Origin of the sequence: Leptotrichia trevisanii DSM 22070, assembly GCF_000482505.1 — a bacterium.
GTDB classification, from domain to species: domain Bacteria; phylum Fusobacteriota; class Fusobacteriia; order Fusobacteriales; family Leptotrichiaceae; genus Leptotrichia; species Leptotrichia trevisanii.
Genome location: NZ_AXVL01000010.1, coordinates 1 through 19,268, shown reverse-complemented (window position 1 = coordinate 19,268; position 19,268 = coordinate 1). Strand labels below are relative to the sequence as shown.

Annotated in this window: 25 protein-coding genes and 1 riboswitch; of the genes, 10 read left to right on the top strand and 15 right to left on the bottom strand. The window is 29.6% G+C overall.

Annotation, left to right across the window (positions count from 1 at the left end):
• Positions 1–56: 56 nt before the first annotated feature.
• Together K324_RS0103045 and K324_RS0103040 are read right to left on the bottom strand one after the other, a co-directional pair.
• The gene (locus K324_RS0103045) at positions 57–506 is read right to left on the bottom strand and encodes a hypothetical protein (protein ID WP_026747855.1); all 450 of its coding nucleotides are present in this window, start codon (positions 504–506) and stop codon (positions 57–59) included.
• A 27-nt stretch (positions 507–533) separates the two neighbouring features.
• Positions 534–1,154, bottom strand: coding sequence for an EndoU domain-containing protein (locus tag K324_RS0103040; protein ID WP_026747854.1), 621 nt, complete (start codon positions 1,152–1,154; stop codon positions 534–536).
• A 259-nt stretch (positions 1,155–1,413) separates the two neighbouring features.
• Between K324_RS0103040 and K324_RS0103035 the strand changes: the two genes are divergently transcribed.
• Entirely contained in the window at positions 1,414–1,998 is a 585-nt protein-coding gene (locus K324_RS0103035; RefSeq protein WP_026747853.1) for a histidine phosphatase family protein, read from the top strand.
• A gap of 183 nt (positions 1,999–2,181) precedes the next feature.
• Here K324_RS0103035 and K324_RS0103030 read toward each other — a convergent pair whose 3' ends face one another.
• The 6 genes from K324_RS0103030 to K324_RS0103005 form a co-directional block, all read right to left on the bottom strand.
• A complete protein-coding gene (locus K324_RS0103030; RefSeq protein ID WP_026747852.1) occupies positions 2,182–2,451 on the bottom strand; it encodes a GNAT family N-acetyltransferase in 270 nt (89 codons plus the stop codon).
• 71 nt (positions 2,452–2,522) lie between these two features.
• A complete protein-coding gene (locus K324_RS0103025; RefSeq protein WP_026747851.1) occupies positions 2,523–3,281 on the bottom strand; it encodes an ABC transporter ATP-binding protein in 759 nt (252 codons plus the stop codon).
• A 27-nt stretch (positions 3,282–3,308) separates the two neighbouring features.
• Complete coding sequence (locus K324_RS0103020; RefSeq protein WP_026747850.1) at positions 3,309–4,283, bottom strand: ABC transporter substrate-binding protein; 975 nt, start codon at positions 4,281–4,283, stop codon at positions 3,309–3,311.
• Positions 4,284–4,332: 49 nt separating this feature from the next.
• A complete protein-coding gene (locus K324_RS0103015) occupies positions 4,333–5,088 on the bottom strand; it encodes an ABC transporter permease (RefSeq protein WP_026747849.1) in 756 nt (251 codons plus the stop codon).
• Positions 5,060–5,371, bottom strand: coding sequence for a thiamine-binding protein (locus K324_RS0103010; protein ID WP_026747848.1), 312 nt, complete (start codon positions 5,369–5,371; stop codon positions 5,060–5,062). Before K324_RS0103010 ends, K324_RS0103015 begins: the two co-directional genes overlap by 29 nt.
• A gap of 147 nt (positions 5,372–5,518) precedes the next feature.
• Positions 5,519–5,608: riboswitch (TPP riboswitch) on the bottom strand.
• A gap of 23 nt (positions 5,609–5,631) precedes the next feature.
• Positions 5,632–6,267 carry an EexN family lipoprotein gene (locus tag K324_RS0103005; RefSeq protein ID WP_026747847.1) on the bottom strand — a complete coding sequence of 212 codons (636 nt, stop codon included), beginning with the start codon at positions 6,265–6,267 and terminating at the stop codon, positions 5,632–5,634.
• A 220-nt stretch (positions 6,268–6,487) separates the two neighbouring features.
• On the opposite strand from K324_RS0103005, the gene K324_RS16585 reads away from it, so the two are divergent.
• The 3 genes from K324_RS16585 to K324_RS0102995 are packed head-to-tail and all read left to right on the top strand — an operon-like array spanning position 6,488 to position 7,125.
• Complete coding sequence (locus K324_RS16585) at positions 6,488–6,700, top strand: DKNYY domain-containing protein (RefSeq protein ID WP_084533536.1); 213 nt, start codon at positions 6,488–6,490, stop codon at positions 6,698–6,700.
• Positions 6,603–6,911, top strand: a complete 309-nt coding sequence (locus tag K324_RS15950; RefSeq protein WP_169720561.1) for a hypothetical protein — start codon at positions 6,603–6,605, stop codon at positions 6,909–6,911. Before K324_RS16585 ends, K324_RS15950 begins: the two co-directional genes overlap by 98 nt.
• Positions 6,912–6,924: 13 nt before the next feature.
• Positions 6,925–7,125: a hypothetical protein gene (locus K324_RS0102995; protein WP_155282929.1), complete on the top strand. Its 201-nt coding sequence runs from the start codon at positions 6,925–6,927 to the stop codon at positions 7,123–7,125.
• A 263-nt stretch (positions 7,126–7,388) separates the two neighbouring features.
• On the opposite strand, the gene rpsI is transcribed toward K324_RS0102995, so the two are convergent.
• The 3 genes from rpsI to K324_RS0102980 form a co-directional block, all read right to left on the bottom strand.
• Entirely contained in the window at positions 7,389–7,787 is a 399-nt protein-coding gene (gene rpsI, locus K324_RS0102990) for a 30S ribosomal protein S9 (RefSeq protein ID WP_015769247.1), read from the bottom strand.
• Between the two features lie 13 nt (positions 7,788–7,800).
• Positions 7,801–8,235 carry a 50S ribosomal protein L13 gene (gene rplM / locus K324_RS0102985; protein WP_015769248.1) on the bottom strand — a complete coding sequence of 145 codons (435 nt, stop codon included), beginning with the start codon at positions 8,233–8,235 and terminating at the stop codon, positions 7,801–7,803.
• 195 nt (positions 8,236–8,430) lie between these two features.
• Positions 8,431–8,766 carry a hypothetical protein gene (locus K324_RS0102980; protein WP_026747844.1) on the bottom strand — a complete coding sequence of 112 codons (336 nt, stop codon included), beginning with the start codon at positions 8,764–8,766 and terminating at the stop codon, positions 8,431–8,433.
• Positions 8,767–9,073: 307 nt separating this feature from the next.
• Between K324_RS0102980 and K324_RS0102975 the strand changes: the two genes are divergently transcribed.
• The 6 genes from K324_RS0102975 to K324_RS0102950 are packed head-to-tail and all read left to right on the top strand — an operon-like array spanning position 9,074 to position 15,110.
• Positions 9,074–11,131 (top strand): BglG family transcription antiterminator, encoded by a 2,058-nt coding sequence (locus K324_RS0102975; RefSeq protein ID WP_026747843.1) that lies wholly within the window; start codon positions 9,074–9,076, stop codon positions 11,129–11,131.
• Positions 11,125–11,556 carry a PTS sugar transporter subunit IIA gene (locus tag K324_RS0102970; RefSeq protein WP_026747842.1) on the top strand — a complete coding sequence of 144 codons (432 nt, stop codon included), beginning with the start codon at positions 11,125–11,127 and terminating at the stop codon, positions 11,554–11,556. The genes K324_RS0102975 and K324_RS0102970 overlap by 7 nt, the downstream gene beginning before the upstream one ends.
• Before the next feature lie 44 nt (positions 11,557–11,600).
• A complete protein-coding gene (locus K324_RS0102965; RefSeq protein WP_026747841.1) occupies positions 11,601–11,870 on the top strand; it encodes a PTS sugar transporter subunit IIB in 270 nt (89 codons plus the stop codon).
• A gap of 36 nt (positions 11,871–11,906) precedes the next feature.
• Positions 11,907–13,256: a PTS ascorbate transporter subunit IIC gene (gene ulaA, locus K324_RS0102960; RefSeq protein WP_026747840.1), complete on the top strand. Its 1,350-nt coding sequence runs from the start codon at positions 11,907–11,909 to the stop codon at positions 13,254–13,256.
• 42 nt (positions 13,257–13,298) lie between these two features.
• Complete coding sequence (locus K324_RS0102955) at positions 13,299–14,147, top strand: transketolase (RefSeq protein ID WP_026747839.1); 849 nt, start codon at positions 13,299–13,301, stop codon at positions 14,145–14,147.
• A complete protein-coding gene (locus K324_RS0102950) occupies positions 14,148–15,110 on the top strand; it encodes a transketolase family protein (RefSeq protein ID WP_026747838.1) in 963 nt (320 codons plus the stop codon).
• Positions 15,111–15,211: 101 nt separating this feature from the next.
• On the opposite strand, the gene K324_RS0102945 is transcribed toward K324_RS0102950, so the two are convergent.
• From K324_RS0102945 to K324_RS16200, 4 genes are all read right to left on the bottom strand, one after another.
• Positions 15,212–16,288, bottom strand: coding sequence for a hypothetical protein (locus K324_RS0102945; RefSeq protein WP_026747837.1), 1,077 nt, complete (start codon positions 16,286–16,288; stop codon positions 15,212–15,214).
• Positions 16,281–17,714, bottom strand: coding sequence for a 23S rRNA (uracil(1939)-C(5))-methyltransferase RlmD (gene rlmD, locus K324_RS0102940; RefSeq protein ID WP_026747836.1), 1,434 nt, complete (start codon positions 17,712–17,714; stop codon positions 16,281–16,283). Before rlmD ends, K324_RS0102945 begins: the two co-directional genes overlap by 8 nt.
• Before the next feature lie 30 nt (positions 17,715–17,744).
• On the bottom strand, positions 17,745–18,893 hold the full coding sequence (locus K324_RS0102935; RefSeq protein ID WP_026747835.1) for a pyridoxal phosphate-dependent aminotransferase: 1,149 nt from the start codon (positions 18,891–18,893) through the stop codon (positions 17,745–17,747).
• A gap of 164 nt (positions 18,894–19,057) precedes the next feature.
• Positions 19,058–19,268 (bottom strand): hypothetical protein (locus K324_RS16200; protein WP_036095055.1); only part of this gene is annotated, 211 nt, incomplete at its 5' end.

The window sequence follows — 19,268 nt, the reverse complement described above, 5'->3', positions numbered from 1 at the left end:
ACTGTATGTATATGTTTACCTTTCCTTCTCATCAAATTTCTCCTCCTCTATTATTTTCAAATCACCAACACAACTTCACTTTTCAAATCAACTTCCATCCCCAAAAACTTTTTCCAGCCCTCAAAAACCTTTCTATATTCTTCAAACTTACATTCCCACAGCGGATATTCCTCACAAACCCCAAAAATTGTATGTTCAAATTCCACTTTTGCTTTATTAATCTTATGCTGAAAAGCCTGTCCATCCCAAACAGCTTCCTGCAATTTTCCAGTTTCAACTTTTTCTAGCTGTGGTAAAAAAATATCAATTATTTCTATATCTGGAAAGTCTTCCATTATTCCAGTTATTAAATATTTCGTATATTCTTTTTTCTTTTTTTTAAAATCTTTGTTTTTTATTTTATTTATTTTTTTATTTTCAAATATTTCATTTTCATTAGACTCTATTTCTGGAAATGCAGTCAATCCAAAATCTTCGTCGTCGTAATAACCAAATTTTATAATCATCACACTTCTCCTTTCCTCGACTTGCTTTTAACGATTTTCATAAACTGGATAGGCTGTTATTCTAGGACTTTTGTAGCCACGAATCAAAACTCCACTTTTGCTGATTCCCTGCCACATATTATTATCTCTGCCTTTTAAATCTTTTTTATTTTCCCAAGCTGAATTTATCTCATCAATAATTCTCGCTTCATCCCAGTTTTCTGGAAACATCGTATTTACACCGCCATTAGAAGTTTTTGCCTGCCAAGTTCCATCTTTTTTCTTTACTTCAATACTTGCTCTATACACTCCATTTTTAGCTGGATTTCCAATTTTTTTCATAATTCTCACATCTCCACGCAAAAGTGAATGTCCACCAGTAACTTTCCCTTGGGAATTTTCATCTCCACCAATTACATGATCATAATCAATTTGATATTTTCTATTTCCTTGATTTGAAGTATTTTGAGTACGTTTTCCATTTTTATTTTCTATATTTTTCTGTTTAATAGCATTCTTTTTGCTATTTCTCTTATTTTGCGTAACAAATTCCTTTGAAGAATTTTCCTTTGCATTTATACTGTTATTTCTGCTTAAATACAGTTTTCCTAGCCCAAACAATATAATAACGAATAACAGCAATATTTTTACAATTTTATTTTTATTCATTTTCTAAATTTTCTCCTTTTTATACATATTTTAGTACCAATTTCCCTTTAAAATTAGATTCAAAAATCACAATTTACTTTAACTTTAGGCATATCTAACTTAGTTTTAAATGGATTTGAGCATATTATACCAAACTTATATCTTAAAATCAACATTATTAAATTTTCAATACTTATGAAAAAATATGGTATAATAATACTAAAAATAAACAGTAACTAAAATAGAATATTTACAAAAAATAGAAAGGAATGAGTTAATTATGAAAAAAATTTTATATTTAATGCGACATGGACAGACTTTATTCAATTTACGTAAAAAGATTCAAGGAAGTTGTGATTCTCCACTGACTGATGAGGGGATTAGACAGGCTAAAGTGGCTGGAAAATATTTTACGGATAATGGGATTATTTTTGATGCAGCTTATTCTTCTACTCAGGAACGGGCTTGTGATACGCTTGAAATTGTGACTGATAATAAGATGAAATATGAGAGGTTAAAAGGTTTGAAGGAATGGAATTTTGGATTGTTTGAGGGGGAAAGTGAAGATTTGAATCCGAAACATCCAAATGAAAGAACTTATGGGGATTTTTTTGTGAATTTTGGTGGGGAAAGTAATAAGGAAGTTGAAAAAAGAATGCAGGAAACTTTGACTGAAATTATGGAAAAGGATGGAAATAATACTGTTCTTGCTGTGAGTCATGGTGGTGCATGCTATAATTTCTTTTTGAAAAATGCTCCAGATGTTCCATTTACAGGACTTCCAAACTGTGCCATTTTCAAATATGAGTATGAAGATGGTAAATTTACATTTATTGAACTTATTAAACATGATTTTTCAAAATAGAATCACTTTTAAACTAAACTTAAAAGTTTTGAATATCTACTTAAATTCGATGTGAAAATACTTGATTATGCATAAGAAATAAAAATGCCTTAAATAAAATTTTTACTTTTTGAAAATAATTTATTCTTTGTAAAATTCTTAGTTTAAGGCTTTTTTTATATTTTCGATAAATTAGTCGCTACTTTATGCTTTTAAATCATTATATTCCCCACTTTCAAACTTTTTCACAATGTAACTACAAATCGGAACAATTTTATACCCATTTTTCCTCGCATACTTCACACCAGCTTCAAATAATTTCCCAGCAATCCCTTGTCCTCTTAACTCAGGCGATACAACTGTCGATTCAAAGTATAGCCTTTCCTCTTCTTTTCTATAAGTCAATTTTGCAAGTTCATCTCCATTTTCTCCAAATATAAAAAATCCTTCATTTACTACATGTCTTATTTCCATTTTTTCAAACTTCCTTTCAATATTTTATTTTATTATATAGTAAAATCATTTCAAAATCAAATTTAAAAAGTTTACAAATATTTCAATATTTCACGTTTATATTGAATAAATTTTTCAGACATTATAACTTCTTCATTATTATAACTCTTGTCTTGACTATTTTTCAAGTCAACATTTATTTGTGCAGCAATTTTACCTGGACTTCCTGCCAAAATATAAATTCTGTCAGAAAGTAGTATCGCCTCATCAATATCATGAGTAATAAACAAAGTTGACATCTTAATTTTGTTCATTATGTTCAGATACCAGCTATGAATTTTATGCTTTGTAATGGCATCCAATGCACTGAAAGGCTCGTCAAGAAGAGCAACTTCGCTGGAAAATAAATATGTTCTAAGCAATGCCGCCCTTTGTTTCATTCCACCTGATAGTTTACTTGGATACAAATTTTCTGTACCTTCCAATCCAAAATCTTTAAAATACGGCTTTGCAATTTCCCGTGCCTTATTTTTATTTTCACCTCTTATTACAAGCGGAAGTGCTACATTGTCAATAATTTTTTTATGAGGTAAAAGCAAGTCCTTTTGCAGCATGTAACTTATTTTTCCAGATTTTCCAGTTATATCTTCTCCGTTCATTTTCACATTCCCGCCATCAGGCCTTAAAAGTCCTGCAATAATGTTAAACAACGTTGTTTTCCCGGCACCACTCACTCCTAGAATACAAACCAGCTCATTTTCATACAAATCAATCGAAACATTTTCCAAAACTTTTTTATTTTCAAAAGAAATGGAAATATCTTTTATTTCAAGCTTTTTGTTTTTCTTCACTTAATATTTCTCCTTTTAATAAATTTTCTATTTCAGATACTCATTACTATATCCAAAATTCTTTGGTATTTCACGCTCTACAGCCTTATTTTTGTAAAGCCATTCATAAAATCTGTTCCAGCGGCTTGCATTAATTATTCCCCATTCCTTTGCATCAGACTGATATTCTTTAGAAATCCATTTTTGGCTTGCTGTTACCAAGTCTATGTCTAGTTCTGGAGAATTTTTTACCAAAATTTTTGCTGATTCCTCTGGATTTTTCATTGCGTATTCATACCCTTTTTTTATTGCCTTCAAAACTTTTTTTGCAATTTCAGGATTTTTTTTCAGAAAGTCATTATTTGCGATAATTACAGGGCTGTAATAGTCAAGTTCCTCTCCATAGTCACGAATTTTTAGAAAATTTGTCTGAAGTCCTGCCCTTTCTGTAGCAATTCCATCCCATGCATAATAAACCCAGACAGCATCAACATCAGTCTTTAAGCCAGTTACAACATCTGTTATAGTATAAGGGATCAATTTTACTTTAGAAAAATCACCTTTATCATCTGTTACTAATTTTTTCAAAATAGCCTGCTCAATATTATCTTCCCAAGTGGCATATTTTTTACCTTCCAGTTTTTTTGGCGAATCAATGCCTTTTTCCTTCAATGAAATAATTCCAGATGTATTATGTTGAAGAATTGCCGCAACAGCCGTTACTGGTACAGGATTCTCCTTTGCAAACGATTTTGCCAATGTATCCTGAAAACTTATTCCAAATTCTGCTCCTCCAGCTCCAATAAGTGCCGTTGTACTCCCTTCAGGTGGCTGCACAATTTCCACATCCAGTCCTTCCTCCTTGAAATATCCCAAGTCTTTTGCCACATAAAGTCCTGTATGATTAGTATTTGGCACCCAGTCCAGTACAATTTTTATTTTCTGATTATTTTTAGATTTTCCACACGAAACAGCCAAAACCAAGATTAAACATAAAATTAAGATTTTTGAAATTTTTTTCATTTTTTATACCTCTTTTCACTTTTTATTTTGAATTTTTTTATTTAAAAATTTACTTTTCCCAAACCATGCACCATTTCTGTATTTTTTTTACAAGATACATAAGTAGCAGACTTATTGCAGAAATAAGAAAAATTACTGCAAACATCTTATCAAATGAATACGATTTTCTGACTCTTGTCATATAAACTCCAAGTCCGCTAAATCCACCGAGCCATTCAGCCACAACTGCTCCAATAATAGAATATGAAACAGAAATTCTAAGCCCTGCGAAAAAATATCCTAATGAGCCTGGCAATTTGACATGAATAAAGTTCTGAAGTGGCGTTGCTCCCATCGTTTTTAATAAATTCAACATATCCTTGTCAGCCGAACGAAATCCATCCAGAAGCCCAATAGTTATCGGAAAAAACGAAGTCATAACAATAAGCGTAATCTTTGGCAATATTCCATATCCCAGCCAAAGTACCAAAAGCGGTGCAATCGCAACTGTAGGTATTGTTTGACTAATTATCAAAACAGGATAAATCATTTTATATGCATATTCAAACCTGTCCATAATAACCGCCACGGCAAATCCAAGAATTATTCCCAGGCCAAGTCCCAAAAATGCTTCAAGCAAAGTAATTTTTGTATGCTCCATAAGCAGTGGAAAATCATAAACAAACGCTTTTACAACTTCAAATGGCGATGGCAACATAAATTTTGGTATAATGTTCACCATTGACAAAATTTGCCAAATCATCAATAATACAGCAATAATAATACTTGGTGCAATTTTATCTGTTATATTTTGAAATTTTTTCATCAATCTTTAAAATGTCTCCCTTCGGTTTATAATTTATTTTTACATACGACATTACACCATCAGCTCCTGCCTTCACAGCCACAACTTGACATTCCTTCACAATTTCCATAAGTTCGTCAAAATTCCCTTCTATCGTCGTTTCAAATGGAGCAACATTCATTTTTAACCCTTTGCTTTTAATAAATTCAATAACTTCATCAACAACTCTTACAATTTCCTCATTTCCGACAACATTTGGCAATACCTGAATTGCAATACTCGCATTAATTTCTTTTTTTTCCATAATCCATCATCCCTTTCCTTAAAACTGTTTTTTTATTTAAAATTTCTTTGTATAAAAAAATCCCCTTATCACAAGGAGATTCTATATTTTTATAAATTTTCTAAAATAATTTGAAAAGGTATGCAAAACAACTTTAAAATTATTTCTTATTTTATATAAAATACTCCCTCCGACAGCATTATCTGTACAGGTTATATGGGTTTAATTCTCAGCAAAATTGCTCCCCAGTATTTTTTTATTAAATTGTCTAAAATTTTTAACTAATCTACTTTTACTTCTGCTAAATCGGGATACACGCCTTTGATAAAAAATATAAAATCTTTATCAAAATTAATAATGTACCATTTATTTTCATCTTCAAATGCCATTGATTTACCTTTCGTTTCTACTACCTGTCCATTGACTTCCATCGCAACTGTCGTAGGAATAATAGCGTAATTTCTTCCCGTTTCAGTTCTCCCAACTTTTGCATTTTCAATATCATAGCTATTTTTCGTAACTTTCATTCCTTTTGTCAAATTATTAAACAGCTTTTTTGACATTTCCTTTAATTGTTCCACTGATATTGAAGCCTTATCAGCCTGATACTTCAAATATTTTTCTGGGACTTCATTCATACCCGCCATAAAATCTCCAGCTTCCATTGCTTTTGAAACCTTATCAAGTCTTGCTTTAATTTCAGATTTTACCTTATTCCAAGCCTCTAATGCCAACTCATTCTGTGCCTGCTCAACATTTTTACAAATCTTTTCATCACGTTTTTCCTTACATTTTAAAACTGCTTCCTTCAACAGTTTGTCATTTTTTTTCAAATTCTCAACACTATATTTATTTCCACAAGCTGTAAAAATTATCATTGAAATTACAACTAGAAATAACAATTTTATTTTTTTCATCTGTCCTCCTAAAGTTATCTATTTAAATTAATTATACCCCATTTTTTTAAATTTTCAAAACATATTTCTTTTTCTTATATTTCCTGCATAAAAAAATTGATTTCTTAACCAAGAAAAATCGAGACTTTTATAAAATATAAGGTGTAATTTATAATAAAGATTAAGTTGAATTAAAAGTTGAAAATTTGTAGAAATAAATGAAGAAAGAAGGTAGTTTAATATGAAAAAAATGTTATTATTTGTAGTTATGATTTTAGCAGGAATACAGTTATTTTCCGATTATTCAATAAAAAATAATAAAGTCTATTTTGAAGACAAAATAATCAAAGGAGCAGATGCTAAGACTTTTAACGAGATCAACTATGAATATTCTAAAGACAAAAATAATGTTTATTATTCTATTTACAACTTGCTCTATTTCAAATGCTTCTAAAGTAACCATAATTTCAAGCGGAAATGAGAATAATATTTTTGAAACAACAGGAACATTAAAAATTGAATGGAAAGATTCCCATGACTGTGATTATCTTGGATTGATAAAAATGTATTTTATTCCAGATAATCCAGCAGCCTTTGGAAGAAAAATATTATACAAAATTGGATGGGCATTTTACTGTCGGATACACTGTGAAATCTCCAAATAATTCTGCAAATACTATGGAAAAACCTAGTGAAAAATCTAAAATTATAAAAAAAATTGGACAAAATGATATTGTAGGAGAAATACAGGATTTTGGAGAATGGGTTTTTGTATATTACCGTAATACATATCCTGACTTCACATATGGATATGTACGTAAAAGTGAACTAAAGAAAAAAATAAGACATCCTTTTGAAAATATTGATTTATTTCATTAAAATATTAAAAATATAATTATTATATATTAAAATAATAGAAAAAAGGATTACTATAAAGTAAACTCAAACTCCTTTAATATTAAACTGTTAATTAAATACTAATGGGTTTGAGTAAACTTTTAAATTTAGTTTTATTGTAAAAGATATAGAATTTTGTATATTGCTTGTATATTGTAGCCATACATTTCTATACTTTTCCATACTTTTTCCAAAATAAAAACCCCTGAAAACCAGTGTTTCCAAGGGCATATAAAATAATACAATTATCTTTTTGAGAATTGTGGGCTTCTTCTTGCTTTCTTTTTCCCGTATTTCTTTCTTTCAACCATTCTTGAATCTCTTGTTAAGAATCCTGCTTCTTTTAAAGCTCCTCTTAATTCAGCGTCAGCTACTAATAAAGCTCTTGAAACACCATGTCTGATTGCTCCTGCTTGCCCTGTGTTTCCTCCACCGATTACATTAACTTTTACTCCGTATTTGTTCAAAGTTTCTGTTAATTCTAATGGTTGTTCTACTATTTTGGCCAAAATTTCTCTTCCACCAAAATATTCTCTCATATCTTTTCCATTTATTGTTACTCCAGTTTCACCTGGTACTAATCTTACTCTTGCTACTGAAGTTTTTCTTCTTCCAGTTCCTAAATATTGAATTTTTTCTGCCACGAAAATTTACCTCCTATAACTCTATTCTTTCTGGTTTTTGCGCTGTATGCGTATGTTCTGTTCCTGTGAATAATCTCAATCTGTTAATCATTTGGCTTCCTAATTTGTTTTTAGGCAACATTCTTTCTACAGCTTTTCTGATTACTTCAGTAGGTTGTTTTTGTAACATTTCTTCTAAATTTCTTACTTTCAATCCACCTGGATATCCACTATGTCTGTAATATTTCTTGTCTAATAATTTATTCCCCGTTACAGCAATTTTATCAGCGTTTAATACGATAACAAAATCTCCTCCGTCAACGTGCGGTGTGTAGCTTGGCTTATGTTTACCCATTAATCTAACTGCGATTTCAGTAGCTAGTTTTCCAAGCACTTTTCCTTCTGCGTCTATCTCATACCAGTTTCTTACAACTTCTTCTTTTTTTTGCATTACAGTGTATTTACTCACTTTGTTTCCTCCTGTTTTTATTCTCTATTTTATAGAATAACGGTCCTTTGTGGGAAAGGCTCATATTAGTTAATTATATATCATTTCCTTTTACTTGTCAAGTGAATTTCCTTGATATTTTTTCATTTGAAGAAATTTAAAAGATTTTATTCATAAAAAATACCCTTTTTACTTTTAATCCTTATAAAAATCTACTCATTTCTTTTTTTCAAGATTTTTATTCATCTCTTTTTTTATTTGTTTTCTAAATTCATCTGATAGCAAAAATTCATATCCATGTTTCTTAATAAGTTTCATCTCTTTTTCTGTTATTTCTTCTGGAGTTTTTGAACTGGCAATTTTATATGCTAACGAATCCTCCAGGCGACATTTTTTAATAAGTTTCATTTCTTTTTTTGTTATGTCTTCCAGTTCTTTTGAACGAATAATTCGATCAGCCATTATATCCTCAATCATACTATTACCAGAACAAGCAAATACATTTGTACTAATTCCTATAGCCATTATGGCTAACACTAATATTTTTTTCATATTTATCATTCCTTCCATTTATTTTCACTGAAAATATAATTCTTGACATTTTACCTATTTGATTAAAGTAATGTTCAAATCCAAAATATCCTTTTAACACAATATTATTATACCACATTTTTGTTATAACGTCAATTTTTAAAGTAATGTTTTTTCCGTAATTTTTAATAAGCTTAAAAAAAATAAGAAAATAATAAAATTATAAACAAAATTGCAGATGGTAACATTTTTTCAAATATCTTTGAAATGTAATTTAGATTGATTATTCAAATTTTCGAGGTATCCTTATTATAGAAAGGTGAATAATATGTTAAATTATAGGGAAACTGAAATATTAAATAACCTTATTAAAGGGAAAAAATATAATTTTAAGTCAATATCTGAGAAATATGGAGTTTCAGACAGGGCAGCCAGATATTATATTAATAATATCGACAGCATTTTACGGTTACTTGACTATAAAATTACTAAAAAGGCTAAAAATAGTATTTATCTTGATACTAATCAGGATTTTAAAAATCTATTTGAGATTTTGGAAAAAATTCATAAGTTATCTGTAGAAGATAGAATAAATATTTTGAAGTTAGTATTATTTTTTGATGGAAAAGGACTTAATATTACAAAGATATGTGAAGAGCTTGAAATTTCCAGAACAACAATAAAAAAAGATTTGAAATTAATGTCAGAAGAATTTAAAATGCAGGGAATTGAGCTAGTTTATAAAAATGCTAATGGTTATCGCCTTAATGGTAATTTTCGAGACATTCTCATAAAAAAAATTGAACTTTTGGAGAAAATATTTGACTCCCTTAATGATAAAAATTCTTCAAAAGTAATAAAGGCACAGGTTTATCGTTATTTTTTCAAATATATCAAACAAAAAAATATTGAAAATACAAAAAAATTTATTGTAGAAATTGAAAAAGTGATGTTTTTAAATATAAATGAGGAAAGCTATAATAAAATATTTTCTTATGTGTTAATTTTATTAAATTTTGAGAAAATTTATGAAAACAGCAATGATTTGACTGCAAAGAAATTTTTAATTAATACGGAAGAATACAAAAAAATTGAAAAAATTTTAAAAAATATTTTGAATAAAAATGAAATAAAGACTGAGATATTGATTGAAATAACAGATTTAATAATGGGGATAAATATAAATAGCTTAAAAAATAATTCGTTTGAAGACTGGATAAACGAGGAACTGATTATAAAAAAAATGATTTCCAAAGTGAGCAAAATTGTAAAAACTGACTTGACACGTGATGAAATACTATATAACGGACTTTTGTACCATATAAAGCCTGCTATGTATAGAATAAAAAATAATATTCAAATTACAAATTCGGTTTTTCAGGAATTAATTTTAGAAAAAGATCCTATTTTGGATGTAGTAAATAAAGCTATAAAGGAAATTGAAGGACTTTTTGAAGTAAAGTTTCCAGAAGATGAAATTGCTCTTATGGGCTTTCATATAAAGGCTTCCATTGAAAGAAACACTTCTGAAAAAACTAAAAAAGTAATTTTAATTTGTGGACTGGGTTATGGCAGTTCAAAGGTGCTTGAGCAGAGCCTCAAGGAAAATTATGACTTGGATATTGTGGATGTTTTGCCATACTACTTGATAAAAACTTCAATGCCTAATTATGCGAATATTGATTTAATTTTGTCTACTATTGACTTGGAAGAAAGTTACGATATTCCTGTTGTAAAAATAAATCCATTGCTTAAAGAGGAAGATTTTATTCTTTTATCAAAATACGGAATACGAAAAAATATAACAAAAATTTCACTAAAACAGCTGATGGAGATAATAAAAAATAATACAACTATAATAGATAAAAATAAACTTATTAATGATTTGAAAAATGAACTTGGAAATAAAGTTATCGACGATTTATTAGAAGTTGGAATTATTTTAAAAAAAATGCTTAACAAAAACAATTTTCAGTTTATAAATAAAGTTAAAGATTGGAGAGAAGCGATAACTAAGGCAGGAAATATACTTGAAGAAAATGAAATTATACGACATGACTATATAAGCGAAATGATAAAAATGATTGAAAAGCACGGCGCTTATATCATTATTGAAGAAGGGATTGCAATTCCGCACGCACCAATTTCAGAAAATGTATTAAAAACGGGGATTTCATTATTAGTTGTAAAAGAAAAAGTTCTATTTCCAAATGGAAAAGGCGCAAACATATTTTTAAGTTTTGCAACTGCCAACAAGACAGAGCATCTAGGCATTTTAAATGACTTATTTGAATTAATTACAAAATATAAATTTATTGAAAAAATCTCAAAAATAACTGAATATGAAGAATTGGAAGAATACTTCAGAAAGGAACTCATATGTTAGAAAAAATACTTGATGGCAATATACAAATAATAGATTCAGTATCTGACTGGAAAGAAAGTATCAAAATCGCAGGAAAACCTCTGCTACAAAAAAATATAATAACAGCAAATTACATAACAGCTATGATAGAAAGCATTGAAAAACTAGGTTTTTACGTCATTCTAAGAGAAAATCTGGCAATGCCACACGCAAGGCCCGAAGAAGGAGCAATAGGCACTGGAGTAAGCCTTTTGAAACTTAACAAACCAGTATATTATGGTGATTCTAAAGTTCAGCTGGTGTTTGTGCTGGCAACTAAGGATGCTGATAGTCATATGGAAATACTTATGAAGTTAGTTGAATTGTTTCAAGATGATGAAAGTATTGAAAAACTTATAAACTCAAAAAATTATGCAGAAATAGAAAAAATTATAAAAAAATATTGATAAAAAGTGGAAAACAAATAATAAAAAATTAGGAGGAGATTTTTATGAAAATTATGGCAGTTTGTGGATCAGGATTGGGAAGCAGCTTTATGGTGGAAATGAACATAAAAAAGGTTCTTAAAAAAATTGGTGTAGAAGCTGAAGTTGAGCATTCCGACTTGGCATCAGCACTTCCTGGAGCAGCAGATGTATTTGTAATGGGAAAGGATATTGCAGAAAGTGCAACAATTCCAGCTGATAAATTAATTGTTTTAGACAGCATTATAAGTATGCCTGAACTGGAAGAAAAATTAACAGATTATTTCAAAAAGTAAAACAAAAAAATAAAATGTAAAATTTAGGAGGACAAAATGAAAGGCTTATTAACTCTTATTGTGGACATTTTAAAAGTCCCGTCAATTTTAGTCGGATTAATAGCAATGATTGGGTTATTAGTTCAGAAAAAACCATTTACAGACATAGTAAAAGGTACAATAAAAACTATTTTAGGATTTTTGGTATTAGGTGGAGGAGCAGGACTGGTTGTAAACTCATTAGCACCTATGGGAAGCATGTTTGAACAAGGATTCCACGTTCAAGGAATAGTGCCTAACAATGAAGCAATTGTTTCATTGGCATTAAAAGAATACGGAACAATAACAGCGTTAATAATGGCACTTGGAATGTTCTGGAACATATTTATCGCAAGATTTACAAAATTAAAATATATTTTCCTGACAGGACACCATACTTTATATATGGCATGTATGATTGGAATAATATTAAAAGTTGGAGGATTTCAAGGACCTTTACTAGTAATCATTGGTTCATTGACATTAGGACTTGTAATGGCAATATTTCCTGCATTGGCACAACCTTATGTTAGAAAAATTACTGGAAGCGATGATGTTGGATTTGGACATTTTAGTACAATAGGATATGTTTTATCAGGATTTGTTGGCTCTTTAGTTGGAAAAGGTTCAAAATCAACAGAAGAAATGAAATTGCCTAAAAACTTGAGTTTTTTAAGAGACAGCTCTATTTCAATCTCATTGACTATGATGATGATTTACTTGATCTTGGCATTAGTTGCAGGAAAAGGCTATGTTGAAAAGGAACTAAGCGGCGGAGATAATTATTTGGTATTTGCAGTTATTCAAGCTATAACATTCGCAGCGGGAGTTTATATTATCTTATCAGGTGTTAGACTTGTCCTTGCAGAAATAGTACCTGCCTTTGTTGGATTTTCTGAAAAACTTGTACCAAATGCAAAACCCGCATTAGATTGCCCAATTGTATTCCCTTATGCACCAAATGCCGTATTAATCGGATTTTTATGTAGCTTTTTAGGAGGAATTGTTGGATTATTTATACTTGGTATGTTAAAATGGACTCTTATCTTACCAGGAGTTGTACCTCATTTCTTCTGTGGAGCGACAGCAGGTGTATTTGGAAATGCTACTGGTGGTAGAAGAGGAGCTTCAATCGGAGCTTTTGCAAACGGACTATTACTGACATTCCTACCTGTAATTTTATTACCAGTATTAGGAAATTTAGGATTTGCAAATACTACATTCTCTGATGCAGATTTCGTAACAGTTGGAATCGTATTAGGAAATATGGCAAAATATGTATCTCCAATAGTAGTTTCTGGAATAATTGTTGGAATAACTGCTATTTTAGTAGCTTTCGGATTTGTATCATCAAAAAAATCAGAATAAATTAATGTTAAAAAAAAAACTATCATTTGGAAGGAGCCAAAAATGAATAGTGATTATAATGAAAAAGTGAAAGAAATGAAAAAATTAGCTACCAATATTAGAATAAACACATTAAAATCCCTTACCAATCTAGGATTTGGGCATTATGGCGGAAGTTTATCAATCGTTGAAATATTGGCGGTACTGTATGGCGGCATTATGAATATCAATCCTAAAAATCCACATTGGGAAGAAAGAGATTACTTTGTGCTGTCAAAAGGGCACGCAGGCCCTGCATTATACGCAACTTTAGCCTTAAAAGGATTTTTTCCGCTTGAAGAGATTTATACGTTAAATCAGAATGGAACAAATTTACCAAGCCATCCCGACAGACTCAAAACAAAAGGAGTTGACGCAACAACAGGTTCTCTGGGACAAGGAATCTCAATTGCTACAGGAATTGCAAAAGCCTTGCAAATGGATAAAAAGTCTAATAGGGTATTCTGCATTGTTGGAGATGGGGAAATAAATGAAGGACAGTGCTGGGAAGCATTTCAGTTTATCGCTCATCATAATTTAAATAATTTAACTGTGTTCCTCGATTACAACAAAAAGCAGCTAGATGGTGCTTTGGATGAAATAATAAAACCATTCTCTTTTGAGGAAAAAATGAAAACATTCGGCTTTGATACTGTTACTGTAAAAGGAAATGATATTGAAAAAATGTATGATATTTTGAAAGTACCTCGTAAAAACAATGAAAAACCACTATTTGTAATACTTGACACTATTAAAGGGCAAGGTGTCAAATACATTGAAAATATGAAAAATTCTCATCACTTGAGATTAACTGATGAAATGAAGCAGGAAATTGAAAAAGTGATAAAAAAATTAGAAAGTGAGGTGGAATAAATGTTAAAAATCTATAATGGAACTCCAAAAAAAGATGAAATAGAAATGCGAAAAGTTTATTCTTCCAAACTTGGTGAATTAATGGGAAAACACAATGAAATTGTAGCTCTTGAAGCTGATTTAATGAACGCAATTACAACGGACAAAATACAGAAAGAGTATCCTGAAAGAGTAATAAATTGTGGAATAATGGAAGCAAATATGATTGGTATTGCGGCTGGAATGTCTATCGCTGGGAAATATCCATTTGCTCACACTTTTACAGCATTTGCAAGTCGAAGATGCTTCGATCAGCTCTTTATGTCTGGAGCATATCAAAAAAACAACATCAAAGTAATTGCCTCCGACGCTGGAGTGACTGCCGTTTACAATGGTGGTACGCATATGTCCTTTGAAGACATGGGAATAATGAGAGGACTTGCTGATACTGTTGTGATGGAAATGACAGATGCTGTAATGTTTGAAAATATTCTCGAACAAATTGCCACAAAAGATGGTTTCTACTGGATTAGAACAATCAGAAAAAATGCAGCAACAATTTATGAAAAAGGCTCAACGTTTGAAATTGGAAAAGGAAATTTGTTAAAAGATGGGGCTGATATTACTTTAATTGCTAACGGGATTATGGTATCAGAAGCCATAAAAGCATCAGAAAAATTAGAAAAAGAAAAAATAAGTGTTGCTGTAATAGATATGTTCACTTTAAATCCAATAGACAAGGAATTAATCAAAAAATATGCACAAAAAACAGGGAAAATAGTAACTTGCGAAAATCACAGCATTCACAATGGTTTAGGTAGTGCAGTTGCCGAGGTAATTGCTGAAACTGGAAACGCAAAATTAAGAAGAATTGGAATAAAGGAAAGATTTGGACAAGTTGGTTCGTTGGACTTTTTGATGAATGAATATGAGTTGACTGCAGAGCATATTTATGGGGCTGCGATGGAATTACTAAAAGATTAAAATCCATTTTAATTAAAATAAAAAATATCGATTTATTAAGTTAGAGTTTACTAATAAGTCGATATTTTGTTCAATACTAATTTTATTAAAAAACGGAAATTTTATATTTTTATTTCTATAGCAATTTCTTTATTTGTATATGAATAATTTATATCTTTAAATTTATCTTCATCTGATTTTTCAAACTTTTTGTAATTTTCAATGATTGTTTCCCAATCTATCTTTTCATTTATTTTATCTTTCTCTTCTTTCTCTTTTAGAAACATAAATAATTTTAAATATTCAATACTTGTAGTAATTATTATACTTCTTTTATTATTTTTATTACAGATTATGATTCCTGGAACTTCTATTAATTCAACGGAAATACTATCCTTGTACTTAAATTTTTTATTATTCAAATCATATTCTAAAATTTTTGATAAGTATGAATTTAATTTTTCATAATTTGCTATCCATCTAATTCTTTTATTATACATTTTTTCTCTTCTAAAATTAATATTCAATATATTTTTTCCACCTTCTATAATAACAATCCATAAAAGTCCAATAATAAAAAATACTTTCCAATTTTTTTGAAGATTAATTAATTTATCTATAATAGATTTTATTTTCTCAGTATTTAATTCTTCAATTCCAAATAAAAAAACTAACATAAATGTTAATAATTTAAAAATTCTTATTAACATTTGAATAATACCACCATCTAAAATTTTTTTTGTTCCTTTATTCATTACCTTTATTATACTTGAGTTTTTATTATCAATATCTTCTAAAATATTTTCAATATTTTTATTGTTTTCCTTTAAGTATATATAAAATGAAAAAATGTCTTCTGTTTCTTGTTCATCAAACATTATAAATAGTATGGCAACAACTGTAGTTGGTATTATATAAATAAAAAATTCTAAAATTATTTTTATTATTATTTGTACATCATTAGTGTATTCTTCTTTTAATGAAAAAAATTTAATTAATTTATCTATTATATATTTATAGCATTCAATCGTTAATTCTTCTGCTTTTTGTTTAAAAACAAATTGTGTTAAAATAAAAATTATTAAAGGAGTTGTCAAAATAAATGTGCTAGCTATTATTTTATACCAATATAACTTAGTTTTTTTTCTTTTTCCTAAATAATCATAATATAATTTCTCTAATTCCTTTTTTTTATTCAAAACTTCTCCTTTCCAGCAAACACACAACCTCCAAATGCTGGGTTACCGGGAACATATCCACCACCGAACACCTAACCAGCCTATACCCAAACTCCCCAAACTTTATCAAATCTGTCATCAAAGTTTTTGGATTACAAGACACATAAATTATATTTTTAGTATTGTATTTTACCAGCTTTGTGATAGTTTTTTCACCTACTCCAGCTCGTGGAGGATCCAAAATTAAAATATCTGGCTTGATTCCGTCATTGTCAAATTCATCTAATTTTGCAAAGACATCTCCTGCGATAAAATGTGCATTCTGGATACTGTTTAATTTTGCATTTTCATTAGCTTTTTCCACCGCCTCTGGCACTAATTCGATTCCATAAACTTGCTTTGCCTTTTTTGAAACAATTTGTCCAATTGTACCAGTACCGCTGAATAAGTCAAAAACTGTTGCTTCATCAATTTTAATATTTTCAATTTCTTCAAGATATGTTAAGACTTTTCCGTATAATTTTTCTACTGTCTGGGAATTTGTCTGAAAAAAACTGTATGGGCTGATTTTAAATTTTAATCCAAAAATTTCCTCTGTCAAATCACGTTCTCCATACAAAATCGTTTCACTTTCAGAAATAACCATATCCGAAAAATTATCATTAAATGTGTGTAAAATTCCAGTAATTTTAAAACCATCATCCAAATTTAAGGCTAACAATCCTTCCTTAAATTCCTTTTGAAATTTTTTCTTTTCTATCTCACTAATTTGTGTCGTTGTTACAATATTTACCAAAATCTGTTTTGTGAATTCTGCTTTTCTAATTACAAGATTTCTAAAAAAACCTATATGATCTAGCCTATGATAAAAATCAAAGCCTGTTTTTTTACAAAATTCGTTACAAAAAATATAAATTTTATTAAAATTATCATCCATTAATTTCAGCCCATCAACTTCTACAATGTCGTGAAAACTATTCTGCTTATGAAGCCCTAAAATTATAGGCCCGCCTTTTGCAGCATTTCCAAAACTAAATTCCATTTTATTTCTATATTTATCAGGCTTTACACTTCTAACAGGCTCTTCAAAAATATAATCATACTTAATAATTCTATCTAATTCTTTTTTTATATGCTCTGCCTTTATTTCAAGCTGTTCATCATACATGTAATACTGGTAGTTACAGCCTCCATTTTGTCTTGCAATATCATCATATATCACATTTTGTCTCCCAGCAAAGTCAATAATTTTGCAATGTATCAGTTCATACTTTCTCCGTCTTTTTACAAAAATTCCTTCAACAACTTGATTTTCTGCCGCATTAATATTCACATAAATTTTATTTTCATCAAAAAATCCGTAAGCTCTGCCCTTAGTATCAAGATTCGCAATTTTTAACTGTATCAAGTCCCCTTTTTTCAAACTTTTCTTTTCCATTTTTTCCATCAATTTCTCCATTTTTTTAAATTATCATTTCTACTTTTCTTTTATATATTTTCCCAACCTTGCAATCGCCTCTTCCAATACAGGAATATCATGCACAATTGAAAATCTTACGTATCCCTCCACTTGAAATGTAATTCCAGGTACAATCGCAAGTTCCGTTTTTTCCAATAAATCAAGAACAAAATCAAATGATTTCATATTTTTAAACTTCTCAATATTTTTATAAGTTGCAAAAACATAAAACGCCCCTTTAGGTTTCAGACATTCAAAACCTAATTTTTCCAATCCATTTACAAAATATTCCACTCTTTTTTTATAAATTTCAGAAATTTTTGTTGTATCAGAACATTTATCAAGGGCTACAATCGCTCCATATTGTGACAATGTTGATGCACTTGTTACGTTGTACTGGCTAACTTTCTTCACTTGATTCTGTAATTTTTCATCAGCAATAATATACCCTAGTCTGTAACCTGTCATTGAATGCGATTTTGAAAATCCATTAATTATAATAAGCTGTTCCTTCAATTCATCAGAAAATTTTGCAAAGGAAGTAAATTTTTCAAAAGTAATTGCTGCATAAATTTCATCACTTATCAAGTAAATATTTTTATCTTTCAAAAATTTCACAATTTTAACCATTTCTTCTTCCGCAAGCGTAATTCCAGATGGATTATTCGGATATGTCAAAATTATCAATTTAGTCTTATCAGTAATATTTTCTTCCAAAATCTCTTTCGTCAAAACAAAATTATTTTCTTCCAAGTCAAGAAATTTAGTTTTCGCCTCAGAAATCGTAATCAATGGCTCATATCCCACATACGCAGGTGTCGGAATAATCACTTCATCATCTTTTGCTAAAATAGTTTTCAAAACCGAAGCAAGCCCTTCTGTAGAACCAACTGTGACCAAAACATTTTGAGTATTGTAATTTCCCAAAAACTGCTCATTATAGTATTTGGCAATCTTTTCTCTTAATTCAGGCATCCCTCCCACAGGAGAATATTTTATTCTGCTATTTAAGGCGTGATAAGCCACAGCCTCCTTCACTTCCTGCGGAACATCAATATCAGGCTCCCCAATCGTCATATTTATCACATTTTTATAGTTTACTAGTCTTTCATGAATTTTTCTAATATCAGAAATCTCAATTCCTTCAATAATTGGATTTATATACATTTTAATACCTTCCTCGTATAATATATTTGTAGTTTTTTACATCCCTCTTCAAGGATTTTGTAATATACTATTATTAAGATACTGTGGATTAGTTAATCTCCTCCTACCACTTGATGGTTTTAAAAAGGCTCTAGCCACAGTCTCTTTGTTAAATTGTTAATTAGTTAGATACCGCTTGACGGTTTATATAGAACGAGGTTACATTCGCAAAGAGTTTGTGGTTTTACAGTATCAATATTTTCTTTTTGAAAGGTGGTATTCTTATGTTCTATATCGGTATCGATGTCTCTAAAGACAAACACAACTGCTTCTGTTGTAATGATAACTTGCAGCCTGTTTTTCAATTTCAATTTAACAATGACTCTATCGGTTTTA

Coding starts and splice junctions, on each gene's coding strand:
- K324_RS0103045 (WP_026747855.1), bottom strand. CDS start 506: ATGATTATAAAATTTGGTTATTACGACGACGAAGATTTTGGATTGACT.
- K324_RS0103040 (WP_026747854.1), bottom strand. CDS start 1,154: ATGAATAAAAATAAAATTGTAAAAATATTGCTGTTATTCGTTATTATA.
- K324_RS0103035 (WP_026747853.1), top strand. CDS start 1,414: ATGAAAAAAATTTTATATTTAATGCGACATGGACAGACTTTATTCAAT.
- K324_RS0103030 (WP_026747852.1), bottom strand. CDS start 2,451: ATGGAAATAAGACATGTAGTAAATGAAGGATTTTTTATATTTGGAGAA.
- K324_RS0103020 (WP_026747850.1), bottom strand. CDS start 4,283: ATGAAAAAAATTTCAAAAATCTTAATTTTATGTTTAATCTTGGTTTTG.
- K324_RS0103015 (WP_026747849.1), bottom strand. CDS start 5,088: ATGAAAAAATTTCAAAATATAACAGATAAAATTGCACCAAGTATTATT.
- K324_RS0103010 (WP_026747848.1), bottom strand. CDS start 5,371: ATGGAAAAAAAAGAAATTAATGCGAGTATTGCAATTCAGGTATTGCCA.
- K324_RS0103005 (WP_026747847.1), bottom strand. CDS start 6,267: ATGAAAAAAATAAAATTGTTATTTCTAGTTGTAATTTCAATGATAATT.
- K324_RS16585 (WP_084533536.1), top strand. CDS start 6,488: ATGAAAAAAATGTTATTATTTGTAGTTATGATTTTAGCAGGAATACAG.
- K324_RS15950 (WP_169720561.1), top strand. CDS start 6,603: ATGCTAAGACTTTTAACGAGATCAACTATGAATATTCTAAAGACAAAA.
- K324_RS0102995 (WP_155282929.1), top strand. CDS start 6,925: ATGGAAAAACCTAGTGAAAAATCTAAAATTATAAAAAAAATTGGACAA.
- K324_RS0102980 (WP_026747844.1), bottom strand. CDS start 8,766: ATGAAAAAAATATTAGTGTTAGCCATAATGGCTATAGGAATTAGTACA.
- K324_RS0102975 (WP_026747843.1), top strand. CDS start 9,074: ATGTTAAATTATAGGGAAACTGAAATATTAAATAACCTTATTAAAGGG.
- K324_RS0102970 (WP_026747842.1), top strand. CDS start 11,125: ATGTTAGAAAAAATACTTGATGGCAATATACAAATAATAGATTCAGTA.
- K324_RS0102965 (WP_026747841.1), top strand. CDS start 11,601: ATGAAAATTATGGCAGTTTGTGGATCAGGATTGGGAAGCAGCTTTATG.
- ulaA (WP_026747840.1), top strand. CDS start 11,907: ATGAAAGGCTTATTAACTCTTATTGTGGACATTTTAAAAGTCCCGTCA.
- K324_RS0102955 (WP_026747839.1), top strand. CDS start 13,299: ATGAATAGTGATTATAATGAAAAAGTGAAAGAAATGAAAAAATTAGCT.
- K324_RS0102950 (WP_026747838.1), top strand. CDS start 14,148: ATGTTAAAAATCTATAATGGAACTCCAAAAAAAGATGAAATAGAAATG.
- rlmD (WP_026747836.1), bottom strand. CDS start 17,714: ATGGAAAAAATGGAAAAGAAAAGTTTGAAAAAAGGGGACTTGATACAG.
- K324_RS0102935 (WP_026747835.1), bottom strand. CDS start 18,893: ATGTATATAAATCCAATTATTGAAGGAATTGAGATTTCTGATATTAGA.